Raw genomic sequence first — 17,118 nt, 5'->3', positions numbered from 1 at the left:
CACTGACGGGAACTTTGCGATCCAACAGCACGGCGTTCACGCCGTTCGGCCAGGCACCGGCGCGACAGGCGGCGGGCGATGACGGCCGGGCAGCGGCCGGCCTGGACGCCAGCGGAACGGACGCCCATGCGCATCTTCACGGCCTCGCTTGCCACCGAGACCAACACCTTCTCGCCCGTCCCCACGGACATGAACGCCTTCAAGGCGGCGTTCTATGCCGGCCCGGGCGAGCATCCCGACACGCCCACGCTCTGCTCCTCCGTCGTACCGATCCTGCGCCGGCGCGGCCGGGCGGAAGGCTTCGCCGTCGTCGAGGGCACGTCCTGCTGGGCCGAGCCGGCCGGCCTCATCCAGCGCCGAACCTTCGAAACCCTGCGCGACCGCATCCTCGGCGAACTGCAGGCCGCTATGCCGGTCGATGCGGTGGTGCTCGGCCTGCATGGCGCGATGGTGGCGCAGGGTTATGACGATCCGGAGGGCGACCTCCTGGAGCGGGTCCGCGCGATCGTCGGGCCGGACGTACTGGTTGCCGCCGAGTTCGACCCGCACAGCCACCTCACCGCCCGGCGCGTCGCCAATCTCGACCTGATGGCGACCTTCCTCGAATTCCCGCACACCGACTTCGAGGAGCGCGGCGAGCATGTCGTCGAGCTCGCGCTGCGCACGCTGCGCGGCGAGATCCGCCCCGTCATCTCCACCTTCGACTGCCGCATGATCACCATCTACCCGACGAGCCGCGAGCCGATGCGCGCCTTCGTCGACCGGCTGAAGGCGATGGAGGGCAGGGACGGCATCCTCTCCATCTCCGTCATCCACGGCTTCATGGCCGGCGACGTGCCGGACATGGGCACGCGCATCGTCGTCGTCACCGACGGCGACAGGGCGAAGGGCGACGCGCTGGCGCAAAGGCTCGGCCATGAGCTCTACGGCCTGCGCCGCGAGGCGGCGATGCCGATGTTCGACACGGAGGCCGGGCTCGACCGGGCGCTTGCCGTGCGTGACGAACGGCCGGACATGCCCGTCGTCATCGCCGATGTCTGGGACAATCCGGGCGGCGGGGTGGCGGGCGATGCGACCTATATCCTGCGCCGCATGATGGCGCGGGGCTTTGACAATGTCGCGGTGGCGACGATCTGGGACCCGATCGCCGTCTCCTTCTGCCATGCGGCGGGGGAAGGAGCGGAGCTTGCGTTGCGCCTCGGCGGCAAGTCGGGGCCGGAGGGCGGCGAGCCGCTCGACCTCCGAGTCACGGTCGAAGCCGTGTTCGATGCCGGCTGGCAGAGCTTCCGCAACAGCCGGGTGACGCTCGGGCCCGCGGCCGTGGTGCGCCCGCTCGGCACGACGATCGACATCGTGCTGATCACCAGCCGCACGCAGACCTACGAGCCCGACATCTTCGCCAACCAGGGCATCGACTTTACCAGGAAAGCCTTCCTGCTGGTGAAGTCCACCAACCACTTCCATGCGGGCTTCCAGCCGGTCTCCTCCGAGATCGTCTACGTCGCCGCGCCGACCTCCTACCCGACCGATCCGGCAACCACCGCCTATCGCAAGGCCAGTCTCGACCTCTGGCCACGCGTGGAGGATCCGCTCGGGCTTGAAAGCTGAACCACCCGCCGGACGGGAGCCGGCGCGGACATGAACCATGTGGAACCAGAGGGATACAGATGAAGAATGCACTTGCTCTCATGACGCTGGCGGCGGCGCTCGCCAGCACCAGCAGCCTCGCCATCGCCCAGACGACGGACGGCGTCCTGACCGTCGCGACCATCGGCGAGCCGCCGACGCTCGACGTCATGCAGACGGCGACCGACATCGTGCTGACCATCGACCAGCACATTTTCGAGACGCTCTACACCTATGACAACGAATGGCGCTCCGTGCCGCTGCTGGCGCTCGCCATGCCGGAGATTTCCGAGGACGGCCTCACCTATCGCATTCCGCTGCGCGAGGGGGTGACGTTCCACGACGGCAGCGACCTCGACGCCAAGGACGTCATCGCCTCGCTGACGCGCTGGATGGCCGTCAACTCCAAAGGCAAGCAGGTCGCCGAAGTGGTGGAGAGCCTTTCCGAGGATGGGCCGAACACCGTCGTCGTCAAGCTGAAGTCGCGTTATGCGCCGCTGCTCGCCACCTTCTCGCAGGCCTCCGTCATCATGCCCTCGGAGAAGATCGCCGACACGCTGACCGAATTCGTCGGCACCGGCCCCTATGCGCTGAAGGAGCGCAAGCCCGACCAGTATACCCAGCTCGTCCGCTTCGACGGCTACAAATCCCCCGAGGGCGAGCCCAGCAACTATGCCGGCAAGCGCGTGGCGATCGCCAAGGAGATCCGCTTCGTGCCGGTTCCCGACGCGAACACCCGCGTCGAGGGCCTGATCTCCGGCCAGTTCGACTTTGCCGATTCGCTGCCCGTCAGCGCCTATGAGCGCGTCGAGGCGAGCGGCAAGGCGAAGGCCGTGATCTACGAGAACACCGGCTGGGCCTCGCTCAACATGAACATGAAGGAGGGCCTGCTCACTAGGAAGGAGCTGCGCCAGGCCGTGCAGGCCGCGCTCAACCCGAACGACATGATGCTCGCCGCCTTCTCCGACGAGCGCTTCTTCAGCGTCGATGCCTCGATCTTCCCGAAGGGCTCGCTCTGGTACACCGAGGCGGGCGTCGCGCGCTACGGCGAGGGCGACCCGGAAGAAGCGGGCAAGCTGCTTGCGGATGCCGGCTACGACGGCACGCCGCTGCGCCTGATGACCAGCCGCCAGTACGAGTTCCACTACAAGATCGGCGAGGTCGCGAAAGCCTATCTCGAAGCCGCCGGCTTCAAGGTCGACCTGCAGGTGGTGGACTGGGCGACCCTGACGACCCGCCGCGCCGACCCGAAGGAATGGGACATCTTCATCACCCACTCCAACTTCCCGGGCGACCCGACGACGATCAACACGATCACCGACAGCTATCCGGGCTGGTATGTCTCCGACCAGAAGGCCGCCGCCGTCGCCGCCTACATGGACGCCGTGTCCGACGCCGACAAGCAGAAGGCCTGGGAGGGCATCCAGACCGTGATCTATGACGATGCGCCGCTCTTCAAGGTCGGCAATTTCAACGCGGTCACGGGCGTCGGCGCCGGCATAGCCGACTACACGCCGACCTACTGGCCGCATTTCTGGAACGTCACGCCGAAGCAGTAAGGGGGTTATCATGGCAAGGATCGTCCGGGCACTGTTGAAACGGCTGGGGGGCATGGCCATCGTGCTCGCCCTCGTCGTGACGGTGGTTTTCGTCATCGTCCGCGTGACGCCGGGCGATCCCGCCGCCGTGATGCTGGGGTCGGACGCGACCCCTGAGGACATCGCCGAACTGCGCACGAAAATGGGGCTCGACGCGCCGCTGATCGCCCAGTACGGCCAGTTCGTGCTGGGTATAGTGCAAGGCGATCTCGGCCAGTCGATCTTCCTCGACCAGCCGGTGACATCGGCGCTCGCCGCACGGGCGGAGCCGACCTTCTTCCTCACGCTGTTCTCGATCCTGATCGCGGTGGCGATCGCGCTGCCGGTCGGCATCCTGTCGGCCGTCAAGCGCGGCACGCTGTTCGACCAGGTCGTGGTGACGCTGACCATGGTGGCGGCGAGCGTGCCGAGCTTCTGGCTCGGCCTCATGCTGATCCAGGTCTTCGCCGTCGGCCAGGGCTGGTTCCCGGCCTCCGGCTATGGCGGGCCGGACACCTCCTTCCTCGAGCGGCTGCATCATCTCGTGCTGCCGGCCGTGGCGCTCGGCATCGTCAATTCGGCGCTGATCACCCGCTTCACCCGCGCCGCCATGCTGGACGTGCTGGGCGACGACTATGTGCGCACCGCCCGCGCCAAGGGGGCGAGCGAGCGGCGCGTCATCCTGAAACATGCGCTGAAGAACGCCCTGATCCCGATCATCACCGTCATCGGCCTTTCCATCGCCATGCTGGTTGCCGGCGCGGTGGTGACGGAAACCGTGTTCGGCCTGCCGGGCGTTGGCAATCTCGTGGTCTCGGCCGTGCTGCGCCGCGACTATCCCGTCATCCAGGGCACGCTGCTCGTCGTCGCGGCGATCTACGTGCTGATCAACTTCATCGTCGACATGCTCTACATCCTCGTCGATCCGCGGGTGCGCCTATGATGACCGCTTCCCTCTCCATGCCGCTCGTTTCCAGCCTGCGGCGGCTCTTCCGCAACAAGGCCATCCTCATCGGCGCGATCATCCTTGCCGTCGTGCTCGTGGCGGCGGTCCTCGCCCCGTGGGTCGCGCCCTATGCGCCGAACAAGCTGTCGATCGTCAACAAGCTGAAGGCGCCGTCCCTTGCCCATGTCTTCGGCACCGACGAATTCGGCCGCGACATCTTCTCCCGCGCCATCTATGCGGGGCGCATCTCGCTGCTCGTCAGCCTCGGCGTCGTCTGCATCTCCACGGTGCTCGGCGTCATCCTGGGGGTCGCCGCCGGCTTCTTCCGCAAGCTCGACGCGCCGATCTCCCGGCTGCTCGACGCCATGATGTCCTTCCCGGACATCCTGCTCGCCATCGCGCTCGTCGCCGCGCTCGGGCCGTCGCTCACCACGGTGATCCTGGCGCTCGGCATCACCTATGCGCCGCGCCTTGCCCGCATCGTGCGCGGCTCGACGCTGGTGCTGCGCGAATTGCCCTATATCGAGGCCGCCGTCGCCATGGGCCTGCCGACCTGGCAGATCCTGACGCGCCACGTCCTGCTCAACCTCGCCTCGCCCATCCTCGTGCAGGCGACCTTCGTCTTCGCCTCGGCCATGCTGGCGGAAGCAAGCCTTTCCTTCCTCGGCGTCGGCGTTTCCACCGACATGCCGACCTGGGGCACCATGCTCGCCTCCGGCCGCGAATACATGAACAACGCGCCCTGGCTGATGGTGTTTCCGGGCCTCGCCATCGTCTTCTCGGTCCTCGCCCTGCAACTTCTCGGCGACGGGCTGCGCGATCTCGTCGATCCGCGCCTTGCGAAGGAAAGCTGACCATGACGGACACTGCAAAGCGGCCGGTGCTCTCGGTCGAGAACCTGACGACCTCCTTCAAGACCGCCGAGGGCTGGCGCGCCGTCATCCGCGACATCAACGTCGAGGTGAATGCCGGCGAGACCGTCGCCATCGTCGGCGAATCGGGCTCGGGCAAGAGCGTCACCGCGCTCTCCACCATGCGCCTGCTGCCCGCCGGCCGGGCGCGCTGCGAGGGCCGCATCCTGCTCGAGGGGCGCGATCTCCTGAAAGCGAGCGAGGCGGAGATGCGCTCGGTGCGCGGCGGCACGATCGGCATGATCTTCCAGGAGCCGATGACCTCGCTCAATCCGGTCTTCACCATCGGCAACCAGATCGCCGAGGCGCTGGTGCTGCACCGCGACCTCTCCTGGAAGGCGGCGGAGGCGGAAGCCCTGCGGCTGATGGAGCGCGTGCGCATCCCCGCTGCCAGGAGCCGGCTCGGCGAATATCCGCACAAGTTCTCCGGCGGCATGCGCCAGCGCGTGATGATCGCTATGGCGCTCGCCTGCCGCCCGAAACTCTTGATCGCCGACGAGCCGACGACGGCGCTCGACGTGACCGTGCAGGCCGAGATCCTCCACCTGCTGCGCGAATTGCAGCGCGAGGAGAACATGGGCGTGCTGTTCATCACCCATGACATGGGCGTGGTGGCGGAGGTCGCCGACCGCACCCTCGTGATGTTCCGCGGCGACATGGTCGAGACCGGCCCGACGCCGCAGATCTTCACCGCGCCCAAGGCGGTCTATACCAGGGCGCTGCTCGCCTCCATCCCGCGCCTCGGCACGATGGGCGACGCCGCCGCGCCCCGCCGCTTCCCGGATGTGGACCCTGCCACCGGCAAGGCCGGCGACGGCCGCGTGACGTCGCCCGTTCCGGGCGGCGTGGCGCCGATCCTGAAGGTCGAGAAGCTCGCGGTGCGCTTCGCGCTGCCGCAGGGGCAGATCCATGCGGTCGAGGGCGTCTCCTTCGACCTGAAGCCCGGCGAGACGCTGGCGCTGGTCGGCGAATCGGGTTGCGGCAAGTCCACCACCGGCCGCGCCATCATGCGCCTCGTCGATCCGAGCGCCGGCTCGATCTCCGTGGACGGCCAGGATGTGGCCAAGGCCAGTTCCGGGGCGCTGCGCGCCATGCGCCGCACCTCGCAGATGATCTTCCAGGATCCCTTCGCCTCGCTCAATCCGCGCATCACCATCGGCTCGGCGATTGCCGAACCCATGCTGGCGCACGGCCTGATAAGCCGGCGCGAGGCGAAGGAGCGGGTGGCCGAGCTTCTGCAGCAGGTCGGCCTCTCGGCGGCGATGGCCGACCGGCATCCGCACGAATTCTCCGGCGGCCAGCGCCAGCGCATCTCGATCGCCCGGGCGATCGCCTTGCAGCCGAAGCTCATCGTCGCCGACGAGGCGGTCTCGGCGCTCGACGTGTCGGTGAAGGCGCAGGTCTCCAACCTCCTGCTCGACCTGCAGGAGAAGCACCGCCTCGCCTATCTCTTCATCTCGCACGACATGGCGGTGGTGGAGCGCATGAGCCATCGCGTCGCCGTGATGTTCCTCGGGGAGATCGTCGAGATCGGCCCGCGCGCGGCGATCTTCGACAATCCGCAGCACGCCTATACGCGCCGCCTCATCTCCGCCGTGCCGATCCCCGATCCCGCCCGGCGCGGCCAGCTCAACCCGCCGCTCAACGAGGAGATCAAGAGCCCGCTGCGCCCGCACGGCTACGTGGCGCCGAAGCGCGCCTACCGCGAGGTGTCGCCGGGGCATTTCGTGCAGGAAGCGGCGGCCTGACGCGTTCCAGGGGATCCTCCCAGCCTGCCCGCCGGTTGCTATAGGCGCCGGCGGGCTTTTTTGCATCCTGCAGGTTTGCCCCTCACCCTAACCCTCTCCCCGCAAGCGGGGAGAGGGGACTTGCCTCATGAACGGGTATTGGTTGGGCAAACCGGTGCGGCATATCCCCTTCGCCCCGCTTGCGGGGAGAAGGTGGCCGGCAGGCCGGATGAGGGGCAAAGCACACGCGAAAACCCCGATTTCTCCCGCTCCGCGCGAACCGTTGCACGGCCGCCCCAGGACGCATGCCTCGCGCCAGCCAGACCTGCAAATTAACCCTTTGTTAACCATTTCATCGGTACACCGAAGCAACCGAAAATTAACGAAGATGACTGACGTGTTAACCCAACCACGGCCGATCCGCCTCAAGGGGCGATCCTTCCTCGCGCTTGCGCTGACCCCGGAGCTGCCCTTCGAGGACTGGCTGGTGCGGCTCGACGATCTGGCGGCGCGCTCCGCCGGCTTCTTCCTGCGGCGGCCGGTGGTGCTCGATGTCGACGGGCTCGACATCGAGAAGGCGGAGCTTCGCGAACTCGTCGGCCAGCTGAGCGCCCGCAATGTGCGCGTCATGGGCATCGAGGGCGCGCGCTCCTCGCTGCTCGGCGCGGACATGCCGCCGGCCATGACCGACGGCCGCCCCGCGGCCGATATCGAGGAACCGGCGGCGGAGGAGCCTTCGAAGAAGGCCGGCAAGGCCGAAAAGGCCGAGCCCGTCGAGACGGCGGCGCCCGCGAGCCCGCCGCCGATGCACACGGTACCGTCGATGGTCGTCGCGCGGCCGGTCCGCTCGGGCCAGTCCATCTTCTTTCCCGAAGGCGACGTCACCATCGTCGGCTCGGTCGCATCCGGCGCGGAAATCGTCGCCGGCGGCTCGATCCATGTCTACGGCCCGCTGCGCGGCCGGGCGATGGCCGGCACGACGGGCAACGCTTCGGCCCGCATCTTCTGCCGCACGCTGGAAGCGGAGCTGATCGCCATCGACGGCTACTACAAGACGGCCGAGGACATGGAGCCGGAGCTGCGCGGCAAGCCCGTGCAGATCTGGCTGGAAGGCGAAGCCATCAAGGCGGCAACACTTGGCTGAACCGAAGGCGGTTCATAAAACGGAGAGGTCAATGGGCAAGGTAATCGTGGTCACATCGGGCAAGGGCGGCGTCGGCAAGACGACGTCGTCGGCCGCGCTCGGCGCCGCGCTGGCGCAAAGCGGGGAGAAGGTCGTGGTCGTGGATTTCGACGTCGGCCTGCGCAATCTCGATCTCGTCATGGGCGCGGAACGGCGCGTCGTCTATGACCTCGTCAACGTCATCCAGGGCGAGGCCAAGCTGACGCAGGCGCTGATCCGCGACAAGCGCGTCGAGACGCTCTACCTGCTGCCGGCCTCCCAGACCCGCGACAAGGACAATCTCACGCCCGAGGGCGTCGAGCAGGTCATCGCCGCCCTGAAGAACGCCTTCGACTGGGTGATCTGCGACAGCCCGGCCGGCATCGAGCGCGGCGCGACGCTGGCCATGCGCCATGCCGACGTGGCGATCGTCGTCACCAATCCGGAAGTCTCGTCCGTGCGCGATTCGGACCGCATCATCGGCCTCCTCGATTCCAAGACGCTGAAGGCGGAGAACGGCGAGCGCATCGAAAAGCACCTGCTGCTCACCCGCTACGACGCCGCCCGCGCCGAGCGCGGCGACATGCTGAAGGTCGACGACGTCCTGGAAATCCTCTCGATCCCGCTGCTCGGCATCATCCCGGAGAGCATGGACGTGCTGCGCGCCTCCAACGTCGGCGCCCCGGTGACGCTCGCCGACGGACGCTCGGCCCCGGCGCTCGCCTATTTCGAAGCGACGCGCCGCCTCAAGGGCGAAAGCCTGCCGGTCACCATTCCCGGCGACAAGCGCTCGTTCCTCGGCAAGATCTTCGGAAGGAAGGCGGCATGAACCTGTTCCGTTTCTTCTCCCGCGCCCAGTCGGCGCCGGCCGCGCGCGAGCGGCTGCAGGTGCTGCTCGCCCACGAGCGGGCCGCCACCGGCGACAGCGATCTCGTCAACAAGCTGCGCGACGAGATCCTGAAGGCGATCTCCAAGCACATGCAGGTAGATGACGAGAAGGTCTCCATCAAGATGGAACGCGGCGCGCAAGTCTCGACGCTCGCCGTCGACATCGAAATTCCCTTCGACGCCGGCAAGAAGGCGGCGTAAGGCGCCACCGGCAAGGCGAGATGGACGCCCGGCAAAAGCCGGGCGTTCGCCGTTTCAGGCGTCGCTCGCCGAGACGTAGAGCGCGGCGAGCGCCTCGAAGCCGGCCTGGTCTTCCGCCGTGAACCGGCCGGGCGACGGGCTGTCGAGATCGAGAACGCCGAACACCACGCCGTCGCGCACGAGCGGCGTGACGAGCTCGGAGCGCGAGGCCGCGTCGCAGGCGATGTGTCCCGGAAAGGCGTGCACATCCGGCACGAGCTGGCTTTTCCCCTCCGCCACGGCGGCGCCGCAGACGCCCTTGCCGACCGGAATGCGCACGCAGGCGACCTTGCCCTGGAACGGACCGAGCACCAGCTCCTGCGGGCCTTTGAGGAAGTAGAAGCCCGCCCAGTTGAGATCGTCGACCGCATCAAAGATCAGCGCCGAGAGGTTCGCCGCATTGGCAACGGCATCGCGCTCGCCGTGCAGCAGCCCCTCGGCCTGGGCGAGCAGCTCGCGGTAGAAGGCAGGCTTGTCCGCGGCCTCTATTTTCCCGATCTCATGCATGGTCGTCCTCGCACATCATGGCTTCCTGGAACCGTCGATAGACCCGGATGCTTGACCTGGCAAGGATGGCGATGGAGACCCGGCCGCGCCTTCAGGCAGGCTAGACGCCGACGCGCTGCTTCCTGCGGCCGGCCTGCTGGTCGGCGGCCGCGGCGTTGACCTCGGCCCGCGCGCTCACCTGCGGCACGCCGACATCCCACCAGGCATCGCCCGGGGTCCAGGTGAAGGCGTCGGAGACGATGGTGAGGACGGTGGTGCGGTCGGTGCCCTTCGCCCATTCGACGGCCTCGCCGAGATCGGCAAGGCTGTCGACGCGGCGCGTCAGCGCGCCCATCGCCTCGGCATGCTTGGCGAAATCGACGGCGAAGGGCTCCTTGACGCGGCAATCCTTGATGAGGTTGTTGAAGCCCGGCGTGCCCTTGGCGTTCTGCAGGCGGTTGATGACGGCATAACCGCCGTTGTCGCAGACGATGAGGATCATCTTGTGGCCGGACAGCACGGTCGAATAGATGTCCGAGTTCATCATCATGTAGGTGCCGTCGCCGATCATGACGATGGGCGTGCGGGTGGGGTCGGCCATGGCGGCACCCCAGCCGGCGGCGATCTCGTAGCCCATGCAGGAGAAGCCGAATTCGCAGTCGAAGGTGTTCGGCGCCTTGACGCGCCAGTTCTTCATCACCTCGCCCGGCAGGCCGCCGGCGGCGGTGATCAGGAGGTCGCGCTCCCCGGCCTTCGCATTGACGATGCCGACGACCTGGGCATAGGTCGGCACCGGCGCATTGGTCGGCTTCTGGTAGCCGTCGAGCGCCTCGTTCCACTTGGCGAATTCCCGCCTGCCCTTCTCCGTCCAGCCGGCATCCGCCCTGTAATCGCCGATAGCGGCTTCCAGTTCGCCGACCGTCTCCAGCGCATCGCCGACCACGGCCACGGCGCGGTGCTTGCTGGCATCCCAGCGCGCCGCGTTGATCGAGACGAAGCGGGCGTCGGGCGAAAACGCGGTCCAGGAACCGGTTGTGAAATCCATGAGGCGCGTGCCGACGGCGAGCACCACGTCGGCCTCGCCCGCCAGCGCATTGGCCGAGGTGGAGCCGACGATGCCGATCGGGCCGACATGGGCCGGGTGGTCATGGGTAACGGTGCCCTTGCCGGCAATGGTCTCGCAGAGCGGGATGCCGTGCTTTTCGGCAAAGGCGGCGAGCGCCGTTTCCGCACCCGAATAGCGCACGCCGCCGCCGGAGATGATCAGCGGGCGTTTTGCCGCCTTCAGCACGCGCACGGCCTCCGCGAGGCTGTCGCGGTCCGGCCGCGGGCGCGGCGCCTTGTGGACGGTCGGCGCAAAGAAGCTTTCGGGATAGTCCCAGGCGATCTCCTGCACATCCTGCGGCAGGGCCAGGAAGGCCGGGCCGCAATCGGCGGGGTCCAGCATGACGGCGACGGCCTGCGGCAGCGAGGCGATGATCTGCTCGGGATGGGTAATGCGGTCCCAGTAGCGCGTCACGGCCTTGAAGGCGTCGTTGACGGTGATGGTCGGATTGCCGAAATGCTCGACCTGCTGCATGACCGGGTCGGGCCGGCGGTTGACGAAGCTGTCGCCGGCCAGCAGCAGGACCGGCAGGCGGTTGGTGTGCGCCACGCCCGCCGCCGTCACCATGTTCAGCGCGCCCGGGCCGATGGAGCTGGTCGCCACCATGATCTGGCGGCGGCGCGTCGCCTTGGCAAAGCCGATCGCGGCAAGCGCCATCGACTGCTCGTTCTGGCCGCGCCAGGTCGGCAGCGTGTCCTTGACCGCTTCCAGCGCCTCGGAAAGGCATGTTACATTGCCATGGCCGAAAATGGCGAAGACGCCGGGAAACAGCGGCTCGCGCCTGCCGTCGATCTCGGTGAACTGGTTGCAGAGATAACGCACCAGGGCTTGCGCCATGGTCAGGCGGATGGTGGACATGGTAAACCTCCCTCGGCCGGCCTTTTCGCGCCGGCCACTGTCTGGAAACTTTTATTCCACATTATTGTTTATTGCAATACTTATTGCAATTCATGACGGCAGCGTGCAGTCCGCCCAGGCGCCGCCCGACTGGCTGGAGGCGAGCGCCGCCTCGATGAACTTCACGCCGAGCGCGCCGTCCACCACCGTCGGATAGGCGAGCAGTCCCTCGGGCAGGGTCCGGCCGAGACGGCGCGCCTCGATGGCGATGGCGAACTCCTCGTAGAGATTGCCCCAGGCGTCGCTCAGCGCCTCCGGATGGCCGCGCGGCATGTGCACGAAACGCGCCGCATGCGTGCCGATGCCCGCGCCCTCGCCGCGCGTCAGCACGCGGGCCGGCTCGCCGAAACGGCGGAAGTGCAGCAGCTCCGGCTCCTCCTGGTTCCATTCCAGGCTCGCCCTGTCGCCGAAGACGCGGATGCGCAGGCCGCAATGGGCGCCGGGCGCGACCTGCGAGATCATGATGGTGCCGGGAATGCCGCCCTCGTAGCGCACATGCATGAAGGCCGTGTCCTCCAGCGCCTTCGGCGGGCCGAGCGTGTGGAACTCCGCCCGCACGGCGGTGACCGGGCGGCCGCAGACGAAGGCGCCGAGGTGGTGGCAATGGGTGCCGATGTCGCCGGTCGTGAAGGTGGGGCCGACAATGGCGGGATCGACGCGCCACTGGGCGCCGGCACCGGCCTCGCTCGGCGGGGTCAGCGCCCATTCCTGGAAATACTCGACATGCACCTGCTGCAATCTGCCGAGCGCGCCTTCCGCGATCATCTGGCGCGCCTGGCGCACCATGGCGGAGGCGGCATAGGCATAGGTGACGCCGAAGACGAGGCCCGTCTCCTTCTGCCGATGCACCAGATCGAGCGCATCCTCGAGCGTCGTCGTCAGCGGCTTGTCGCTGATGACGTCGATGCCCTTCTCCAGGAAGGCGACGGCGATGGCATGGTGGGAATTGTTGGGCGTGGTGATCGCCACGGCGTCGATGCCGTCCGGCCGCGCCGCCTCGCGCTCGGCCATCACGCGGTAGTCGGTATAGATGCGGTCCTCCGCAAGCAGCCAGGCGCGGCCGGATTCCTGCGCCACCTGCGGGCGGGACGACAGCGCGCCCGCCACCACATCCCAGCGGCCCGAAAGCCGCGCGCCGCGCGCATGCACCTTGCCGATGAAGCTGCCCTGCCCGCCGCCGATGACGCCGAGCCGCAAACGGCGCCCGGCCAAGGGAAATTCCGCCATGCTCTCCTCCTCCAGATTCTGTCCCGTCCGAAACGGGCTTGCAAAAGCGCTCCCGGCAGAATTAATATTGACGAAATTTCATATGCGCAACTTTTTTTGCAAGCCATCCGTACATCCCGAGGAGGAACCATGACGAGGATCGCACTGCTCGGCTGCGGGCGCATCGGCAAGATGCACGCCGCCACCATCGCCCGCGCCGAGGGCGCGGCGCTTGCCGCCGTCTACGACCCGGTCACCGCCGCCGCCGGGGAGATCGGCCGGCGCTACGGCTGCCCGGTCGCCGCCAGCGCCGAGGAGGCGATCGCCCTTGCCGACGCCGTGCTGATCGCCACCTCCACGGCCACCCATGCCGACCTCATCGAGGCCGCCGCGCACGCCGGAAAGGCCATCTTCTGCGAAAAGCCGATCGACCTTTCGCTTGCCCGCGTCGTCGCCTGCCGCAAGGCCATCGCCGGCTTCGACCGGCCCGTCCAGATCGGCTTCAACCGCCGCTACGATCCCGGCCACCGGGCCGCGCGCGATGCGGTGCGCGCCGGCGAGATCGGCGATCTGCGGCAGGTGATCATCACCTCGCGCGACCCGGGCCTTGCCGCGCGCGACTATCTCAAGGTCTCCGGCGGCATCTTCCGCGACATGACCATCCACGATTTCGACCTTGCCCGCTTCATGCTGGGCGAGGAACCCGCCGAGGTCTTCGCCACCGGCAGCACGCTCGTCGACCCGACGCTCGCGGAATTCGGCGACGTCGATTCCACGATGATCATCCTGCGCACCGCAAGCGGCAAGCTCTGCCACATCAACAATTCCCGCGCCGCCGCCTATGGCTACGACCAGCGCGTCGAGCTGTTCGGCGCGAAGGGCATGCTGATCTCCGGCAACCGGCGCGCCCACCAGGTCGAGCGCTTCACCGCGGCCGCCACCGGCGCGGGCGAGCCCTATCTCGACTTCTTCATCGAACGTTACGTCGAAGCCTTCGAGATCGGCCTGAAGTCCTTCCTGCGCTGCGTCGCCACCAACGCTACGCCGGACGTGACCTTCGACGACGGCGAAAAGGCACTGGTGCTGGCCGAGGCCGCCATCCGCTCCAAGGCGGAAGGCCGCTTCGTCAGGGTCGATGAGATCACCGGCTGAAGGCCGTCCCAAAGCAACCCTGCCGAGCGCCGCATGCCTCTCTTTCGTCATGGTCGGGTCAAGCCCGAGGATGACGGAGGAGAGGATGCAGAGCCGCTATGCGGTATTTCGACCTGCGTACCGCCTTAGCCCTTGCGCCGCTGCCTGCCCGTGACCGTCGGGATCTCGGGCGAGCCCTTCTTGTCCTCCTGCAGGAGGGCGGCGAGCGCCACCGCGATGGTCTGCGTCAGGCACATCGGCGCGGCGAGCGAGCGCGAGAAGGAATATTCGTCTTCCGGGATGGTGAAGAGCACGGCCGCGTTCTTGGCGAGCGGCGAGAGCTGGCTGTCGGTGATCGCGACGATGGGCGTGCCGTTCTCGGCCGCGACATCGGCGATCGTCACCACCTCCTTGGCATAGTGGCGGAAGGCGATGGCGACCAGCACGTCCTTCTTGCCCATCACCTTGGCCATCTCGGGCGCAAGGCCGCCGGCGGGGTCGAGCAGGATGACCCGGCACTGCAGCATGGACAGCACGTAGCGCAGGAACTTGGCGATCGGCTCGGAGCGCAGCTGGCCGGCGATGAAGATCGTGTTGGCGTTCTTCAGCGCGCGCGCCGCCTGCGACAGGCTCTCCTCCGTCGTGGTGTTCAGGAGCTCCTGCAGGGTGGCGATGTCGCGCACGACGAGATCGTGCAGGAAGCCGAGATTGCCCTTGCGCTTGGTCTTTTCCAGGTCGACGTCGAGCGCGCTGATGCGCTCGCGGTAGCCGGGCGCGGCCGTCGACAGGCGGCTCTGGAACACCGACTGGAGCTGCTTGAAGCCGGAAAAGCCGAAATGCTGGGCGAAGCGCACGAGGATGGAGGGATGCGCGCCGCACTGTTCGGCGATCGCGTTGATCGACTGCATCGCCACGACATTCGGGTTCTGCGTGATGAAGCGGGCGACCTGCTGGAAGCGGTCGGACAGGTTCGGATAGGCCTCGGTGACGATGTTGACGAAGGTCTCGTAGTTCGCCGTCTTCGGCGGCGGCTGATCGGACTGCTTTACCCTCGGCATACGGCCTACTCCCCGGATGGTACTGTCTCGGACCCGGGATGAGCCGGTGCCGGTCCATATTTGCACTATTGCATAAAACCGAAGTCTGCAACGCTCGCCCGGAAACGGCGCATCCCGCCATGCCCGGAGGCATGGCGGGAGGCCGGGAGGCGTGCTCCGGGCCTGCTTATCAGTAGGGCGCGTCCGGGAAGTAGTATTCCGCGGCATTGTCCTTGGTGATCAGCGGGCTGCCGAGCACGTAACGGCCGCTGATCGGGGCCTGCGTGGCGTATTTCATCGTGACGAGCTCGATCGCCGGGATGATCAGCGTCGGCGGGTAGAAGATGTCGGCATCGACCATGTCGTGGCCGTCCATGACAAGCTTGATGACCTTGTTCATGCCCGAACCGCCGAGCACCGTGACGTTCTTGCGGTCGGCCTGCTTGATCGCCTCGATGGCGCCGAGCGCCGCATCGTCGTCACCGGCCCACACGCCGTCGATCTCAGGGAAGCGCTGCAGGTAGTCCTGCATCACCTCGAAGCCCTTGTCTGGGTTCCAGTTGGCATATTGCATGTCGAGCACTTCGATCTTCGTGTCCTTCAGCGCCGCGTTGAAGGCGTCGATGCGGATATTGTCGATCGCCGTCGGGATGCCGCGCATCACGACGATCTTGCCGCCGTCCGGGAACTTCTTCTTGAAGTATTCGGCGGCCGCCGTGCCGTATTGCGGGTTGTCGCCGCCGACATAGAGATCCTCGATGCCCTCTTCCGCAAGGCCGCGGTCGACGGTGGCGATGAACACGCCCTTGGCCTTGGCGGCCTTGACCGGCTCGGTCAGCGGATCGGATTCGAAGGGCAGAACGACGAGCGCGTTGATGTTGCGCGCCATCAGGTCCTCGATGTCGTTGACCTGCTGCGTGGCGCTGGACGAGGTCGCCAGCACGAAGTCGATGTTCGGGAAGGCTTCCTTCATCCGGTCGATCGTGCGCTTGGTGTGGTAGTTGAGGCCGCCCGTCCAGCCGTGCGTCGCCGCCGGGATCGAGACGCCGATGACGGCATCGGCGGCAAGGGCGGGCGCCGCGAAGGCGGCAACGGCCACCGCACCTGCGGCGAGCATGGATTTCAGTCGATGGAACATTCACTTGTCTCCCTGTTGTGAAATGAAGCGTCAGCCCTGCGCCCGGTCGCGCTGCAGGAGCACGGCGATGATGATGATCGCCCCCTGGAAGGCGCCGTTGAGATAGGGGCTGACGAAGCCGGTGAGGTTGAGGATGTTGCTGATGAAGCCGAGGATCAGCACGCCGACGATGGTGCCCCAGATGCGGCCGAAGCCGCCGCTGAGCGCCGTGCCGCCGATGATGACGGCGGCGATCGCCTCCAGCTCCCACATGAGGCCGGTGGAGGGCGTGGCGGCGCCGAGGCGCGGCACGTAGATGACGGTGGCGACGGCGACGCAGAGGCCCTGGATGACATAGGTGAGGATGCGCACGCGGCTGACCGGGATCGCCGAATAGAAGGCGACGTGCCGGTTCGAGCCGATGGCGGCGACATGGCGGCCGAAGCGCATGCGGCGCAGCGTCAGCTCGCCGATGACGGCGATGACGGCGAGCACGATGATCGGCACGGCGATGCCGAGGACCTGGCCGTAATAGATCGGCCGCGCCGCATCGCGCAGCGAGAAATCGAGCGAGATGGAGCCGCCGTCGGCAAGCCAGGTGATGACCGAGCGGAAGATGCCCATGGCGCCGAGCGTGACGATGAAGGCCTCGACGCGGCCGCGCACGATCATGAAGCCGTTGATGAAGCCCGCGAAGGCGCCGATGGCCAGCGAGAAGAGGATGCCGGCGGCGACGAGCTGCCAGCCGTCGCCGAGCGTGGCGGCGGCCGAATTCATGAACATGATCGTCATGCCGGCGACGAGCGCCGAGAGCGAGCCGACCGACAGGTCGAGCCCGCCCGCCGTGATGACGAAGGTGGCTCCGACCGCGATGATGCCGATGATGGCGCTGCGGGTGAAGACGTTCGAAAGGTTCTCCGCGCCGAGGAAGCTGTCGCTCATCAGCGCGCCGACCAGCATCAGGAGGATGAGCGCGATGAGCGGGCCGGCGGCCCCGAACAGGCCGACGAGGGTGCGACCCGGCGACGCGGCTGCGCTGCCGGCGGACGTGGCGGTGATGTC

The 17,118-nt window shown here is 67.4% G+C and carries 15 protein-coding genes; 9 read left to right on the top strand and 6 right to left on the bottom strand.

Annotation, left to right across the window (positions count from 1 at the left end; all coding sequences use genetic code 11):
• Positions 1-126 precede the first annotated feature (126 nt).
• The 8 genes from AABQ55_RS31460 (at position 127) to minE (ending at position 9,038) form a co-directional block, all read left to right on the top strand.
• A complete protein-coding gene (locus AABQ55_RS31460) occupies positions 127-1,608 on the top strand; it encodes a M81 family metallopeptidase (RefSeq protein WP_272808836.1) in 1,482 nt (493 codons plus the stop codon).
• Positions 1,609-1,667: 59 nt separating this feature from the next.
• Positions 1,668-3,185, top strand: a complete 1,518-nt coding sequence (locus AABQ55_RS31455; RefSeq protein WP_272808835.1) for an ABC transporter substrate-binding protein — start codon at positions 1,668-1,670, stop codon at positions 3,183-3,185.
• Positions 3,186-3,204: 19 nt separating this feature from the next.
• Complete coding sequence (locus tag AABQ55_RS31450; protein ID WP_244769148.1) at positions 3,205-4,146, top strand: ABC transporter permease; 942 nt, start codon at positions 3,205-3,207, stop codon at positions 4,144-4,146.
• Positions 4,143-5,003, top strand: coding sequence for an ABC transporter permease (locus AABQ55_RS31445; protein ID WP_133036218.1), 861 nt, complete (start codon positions 4,143-4,145; stop codon positions 5,001-5,003). Before AABQ55_RS31450 ends, AABQ55_RS31445 begins: the two co-directional genes overlap by 4 nt.
• 2 nt (positions 5,004-5,005) lie before the next feature.
• Entirely contained in the window at positions 5,006-6,808 is a 1,803-nt protein-coding gene (locus tag AABQ55_RS31440) for an ABC transporter ATP-binding protein (protein ID WP_272808834.1), read from the top strand.
• 367 nt (positions 6,809-7,175) lie between these two features.
• Positions 7,176-7,931, top strand: a complete 756-nt coding sequence (gene minC, locus AABQ55_RS31435; RefSeq protein ID WP_272808833.1) for a septum site-determining protein MinC — start codon at positions 7,176-7,178, stop codon at positions 7,929-7,931.
• A 31-nt stretch (positions 7,932-7,962) separates the two neighbouring features.
• A complete protein-coding gene (gene minD / locus AABQ55_RS31430) occupies positions 7,963-8,778 on the top strand; it encodes a septum site-determining protein MinD (RefSeq protein ID WP_244769056.1) in 816 nt (271 codons plus the stop codon).
• Positions 8,775-9,038 (top strand): cell division topological specificity factor MinE, encoded by a 264-nt coding sequence (gene minE / locus AABQ55_RS31425; protein WP_064329066.1) that lies wholly within the window; start codon positions 8,775-8,777, stop codon positions 9,036-9,038. The genes minD and minE overlap by 4 nt, the downstream gene beginning before the upstream one ends.
• A 54-nt stretch (positions 9,039-9,092) precedes the next feature.
• Here minE and AABQ55_RS31420 read toward each other — a convergent pair whose 3' ends face one another.
• The 3 genes from AABQ55_RS31420 to AABQ55_RS31410 all read right to left on the bottom strand — a co-directional run bounded on the left by AABQ55_RS31420 (position 9,093) and on the right by AABQ55_RS31410 (position 12,792).
• Positions 9,093-9,584 carry a GAF domain-containing protein gene (locus AABQ55_RS31420; protein ID WP_272808832.1) on the bottom strand — a complete coding sequence of 164 codons (492 nt, stop codon included), beginning with the start codon at positions 9,582-9,584 and terminating at the stop codon, positions 9,093-9,095.
• 100 nt (positions 9,585-9,684) lie between these two features.
• Positions 9,685-11,526 carry a 3D-(3,5/4)-trihydroxycyclohexane-1,2-dione acylhydrolase (decyclizing) gene (iolD, locus tag AABQ55_RS31415; protein ID WP_272808831.1) on the bottom strand — a complete coding sequence of 614 codons (1,842 nt, stop codon included), beginning with the start codon at positions 11,524-11,526 and terminating at the stop codon, positions 9,685-9,687.
• Between the two features lie 90 nt (positions 11,527-11,616).
• Positions 11,617-12,792: a Gfo/Idh/MocA family protein gene (locus AABQ55_RS31410; RefSeq protein ID WP_272808830.1), complete on the bottom strand. Its 1,176-nt coding sequence runs from the start codon at positions 12,790-12,792 to the stop codon at positions 11,617-11,619.
• 129 nt (positions 12,793-12,921) lie between these two features.
• On the opposite strand from AABQ55_RS31410, the gene iolG reads away from it, so the two are divergent.
• Complete coding sequence (gene iolG / locus AABQ55_RS31405; RefSeq protein ID WP_272808829.1) at positions 12,922-13,923, top strand: inositol 2-dehydrogenase; 1,002 nt, start codon at positions 12,922-12,924, stop codon at positions 13,921-13,923.
• Positions 13,924-14,048: 125 nt separating this feature from the next.
• On the opposite strand, the gene AABQ55_RS31400 is transcribed toward iolG, so the two are convergent.
• The 3 genes from AABQ55_RS31400 to AABQ55_RS31390 form a co-directional block, all read right to left on the bottom strand.
• Positions 14,049-14,960 (bottom strand): MurR/RpiR family transcriptional regulator, encoded by a 912-nt coding sequence (locus AABQ55_RS31400; protein WP_272808828.1) that lies wholly within the window; start codon positions 14,958-14,960, stop codon positions 14,049-14,051.
• Positions 14,961-15,129: 169 nt separating this feature from the next.
• Positions 15,130-16,077: a substrate-binding domain-containing protein gene (locus tag AABQ55_RS31395; RefSeq protein WP_272808827.1), complete on the bottom strand. Its 948-nt coding sequence runs from the start codon at positions 16,075-16,077 to the stop codon at positions 15,130-15,132.
• Positions 16,078-16,107: 30 nt separating this feature from the next.
• Positions 16,108-17,115 (bottom strand): ABC transporter permease, encoded by a 1,008-nt coding sequence (locus tag AABQ55_RS31390; RefSeq protein WP_432349831.1) that lies wholly within the window; start codon positions 17,113-17,115, stop codon positions 16,108-16,110.
• Between the last annotated feature and the right edge of the window lie 3 nt (positions 17,116-17,118).

The organism is Shinella sp. WSD5-1, assembly GCF_963942435.1.
Taxonomy (GTDB): Bacteria; Pseudomonadota; Alphaproteobacteria; order Rhizobiales; family Rhizobiaceae; genus Shinella; species Shinella yambaruensis.
The sequence above is the reverse complement of the archived record's forward strand: the minus strand, read 5'-3'. Positions and strand labels throughout refer to the sequence as shown.

Bases quoted from the DNA above. Each gene is read 5' to 3' on its own strand.
- minC (WP_272808833.1), top strand. From the start codon at position 7,176: ATGACTGACGTGTTAACCCAACCACGGCCGATCCGCCTCAAGGGGCGA.
- minD (WP_244769056.1), top strand. From the start codon at position 7,963: ATGGGCAAGGTAATCGTGGTCACATCGGGCAAGGGCGGCGTCGGCAAG.
- AABQ55_RS31440 (WP_272808834.1), top strand. From the start codon at position 5,006: ATGACGGACACTGCAAAGCGGCCGGTGCTCTCGGTCGAGAACCTGACG.
- AABQ55_RS31395 (WP_272808827.1), bottom strand. From the start codon at position 16,077: ATGTTCCATCGACTGAAATCCATGCTCGCCGCAGGTGCGGTGGCCGTT.
- iolG (WP_272808829.1), top strand. From the start codon at position 12,922: ATGACGAGGATCGCACTGCTCGGCTGCGGGCGCATCGGCAAGATGCAC.
- AABQ55_RS31410 (WP_272808830.1), bottom strand. From the start codon at position 12,792: ATGGCGGAATTTCCCTTGGCCGGGCGCCGTTTGCGGCTCGGCGTCATC.
- AABQ55_RS31420 (WP_272808832.1), bottom strand. From the start codon at position 9,584: ATGCATGAGATCGGGAAAATAGAGGCCGCGGACAAGCCTGCCTTCTAC.
- AABQ55_RS31460 (WP_272808836.1), top strand. From the start codon at position 127: ATGCGCATCTTCACGGCCTCGCTTGCCACCGAGACCAACACCTTCTCG.
- AABQ55_RS31455 (WP_272808835.1), top strand. From the start codon at position 1,668: ATGAAGAATGCACTTGCTCTCATGACGCTGGCGGCGGCGCTCGCCAGC.
- AABQ55_RS31400 (WP_272808828.1), bottom strand. From the start codon at position 14,960: ATGCCGAGGGTAAAGCAGTCCGATCAGCCGCCGCCGAAGACGGCGAAC.
- iolD (WP_272808831.1), bottom strand. From the start codon at position 11,526: ATGTCCACCATCCGCCTGACCATGGCGCAAGCCCTGGTGCGTTATCTC.
- minE (WP_064329066.1), top strand. From the start codon at position 8,775: ATGAACCTGTTCCGTTTCTTCTCCCGCGCCCAGTCGGCGCCGGCCGCG.
- AABQ55_RS31445 (WP_133036218.1), top strand. From the start codon at position 4,143: ATGATGACCGCTTCCCTCTCCATGCCGCTCGTTTCCAGCCTGCGGCGG.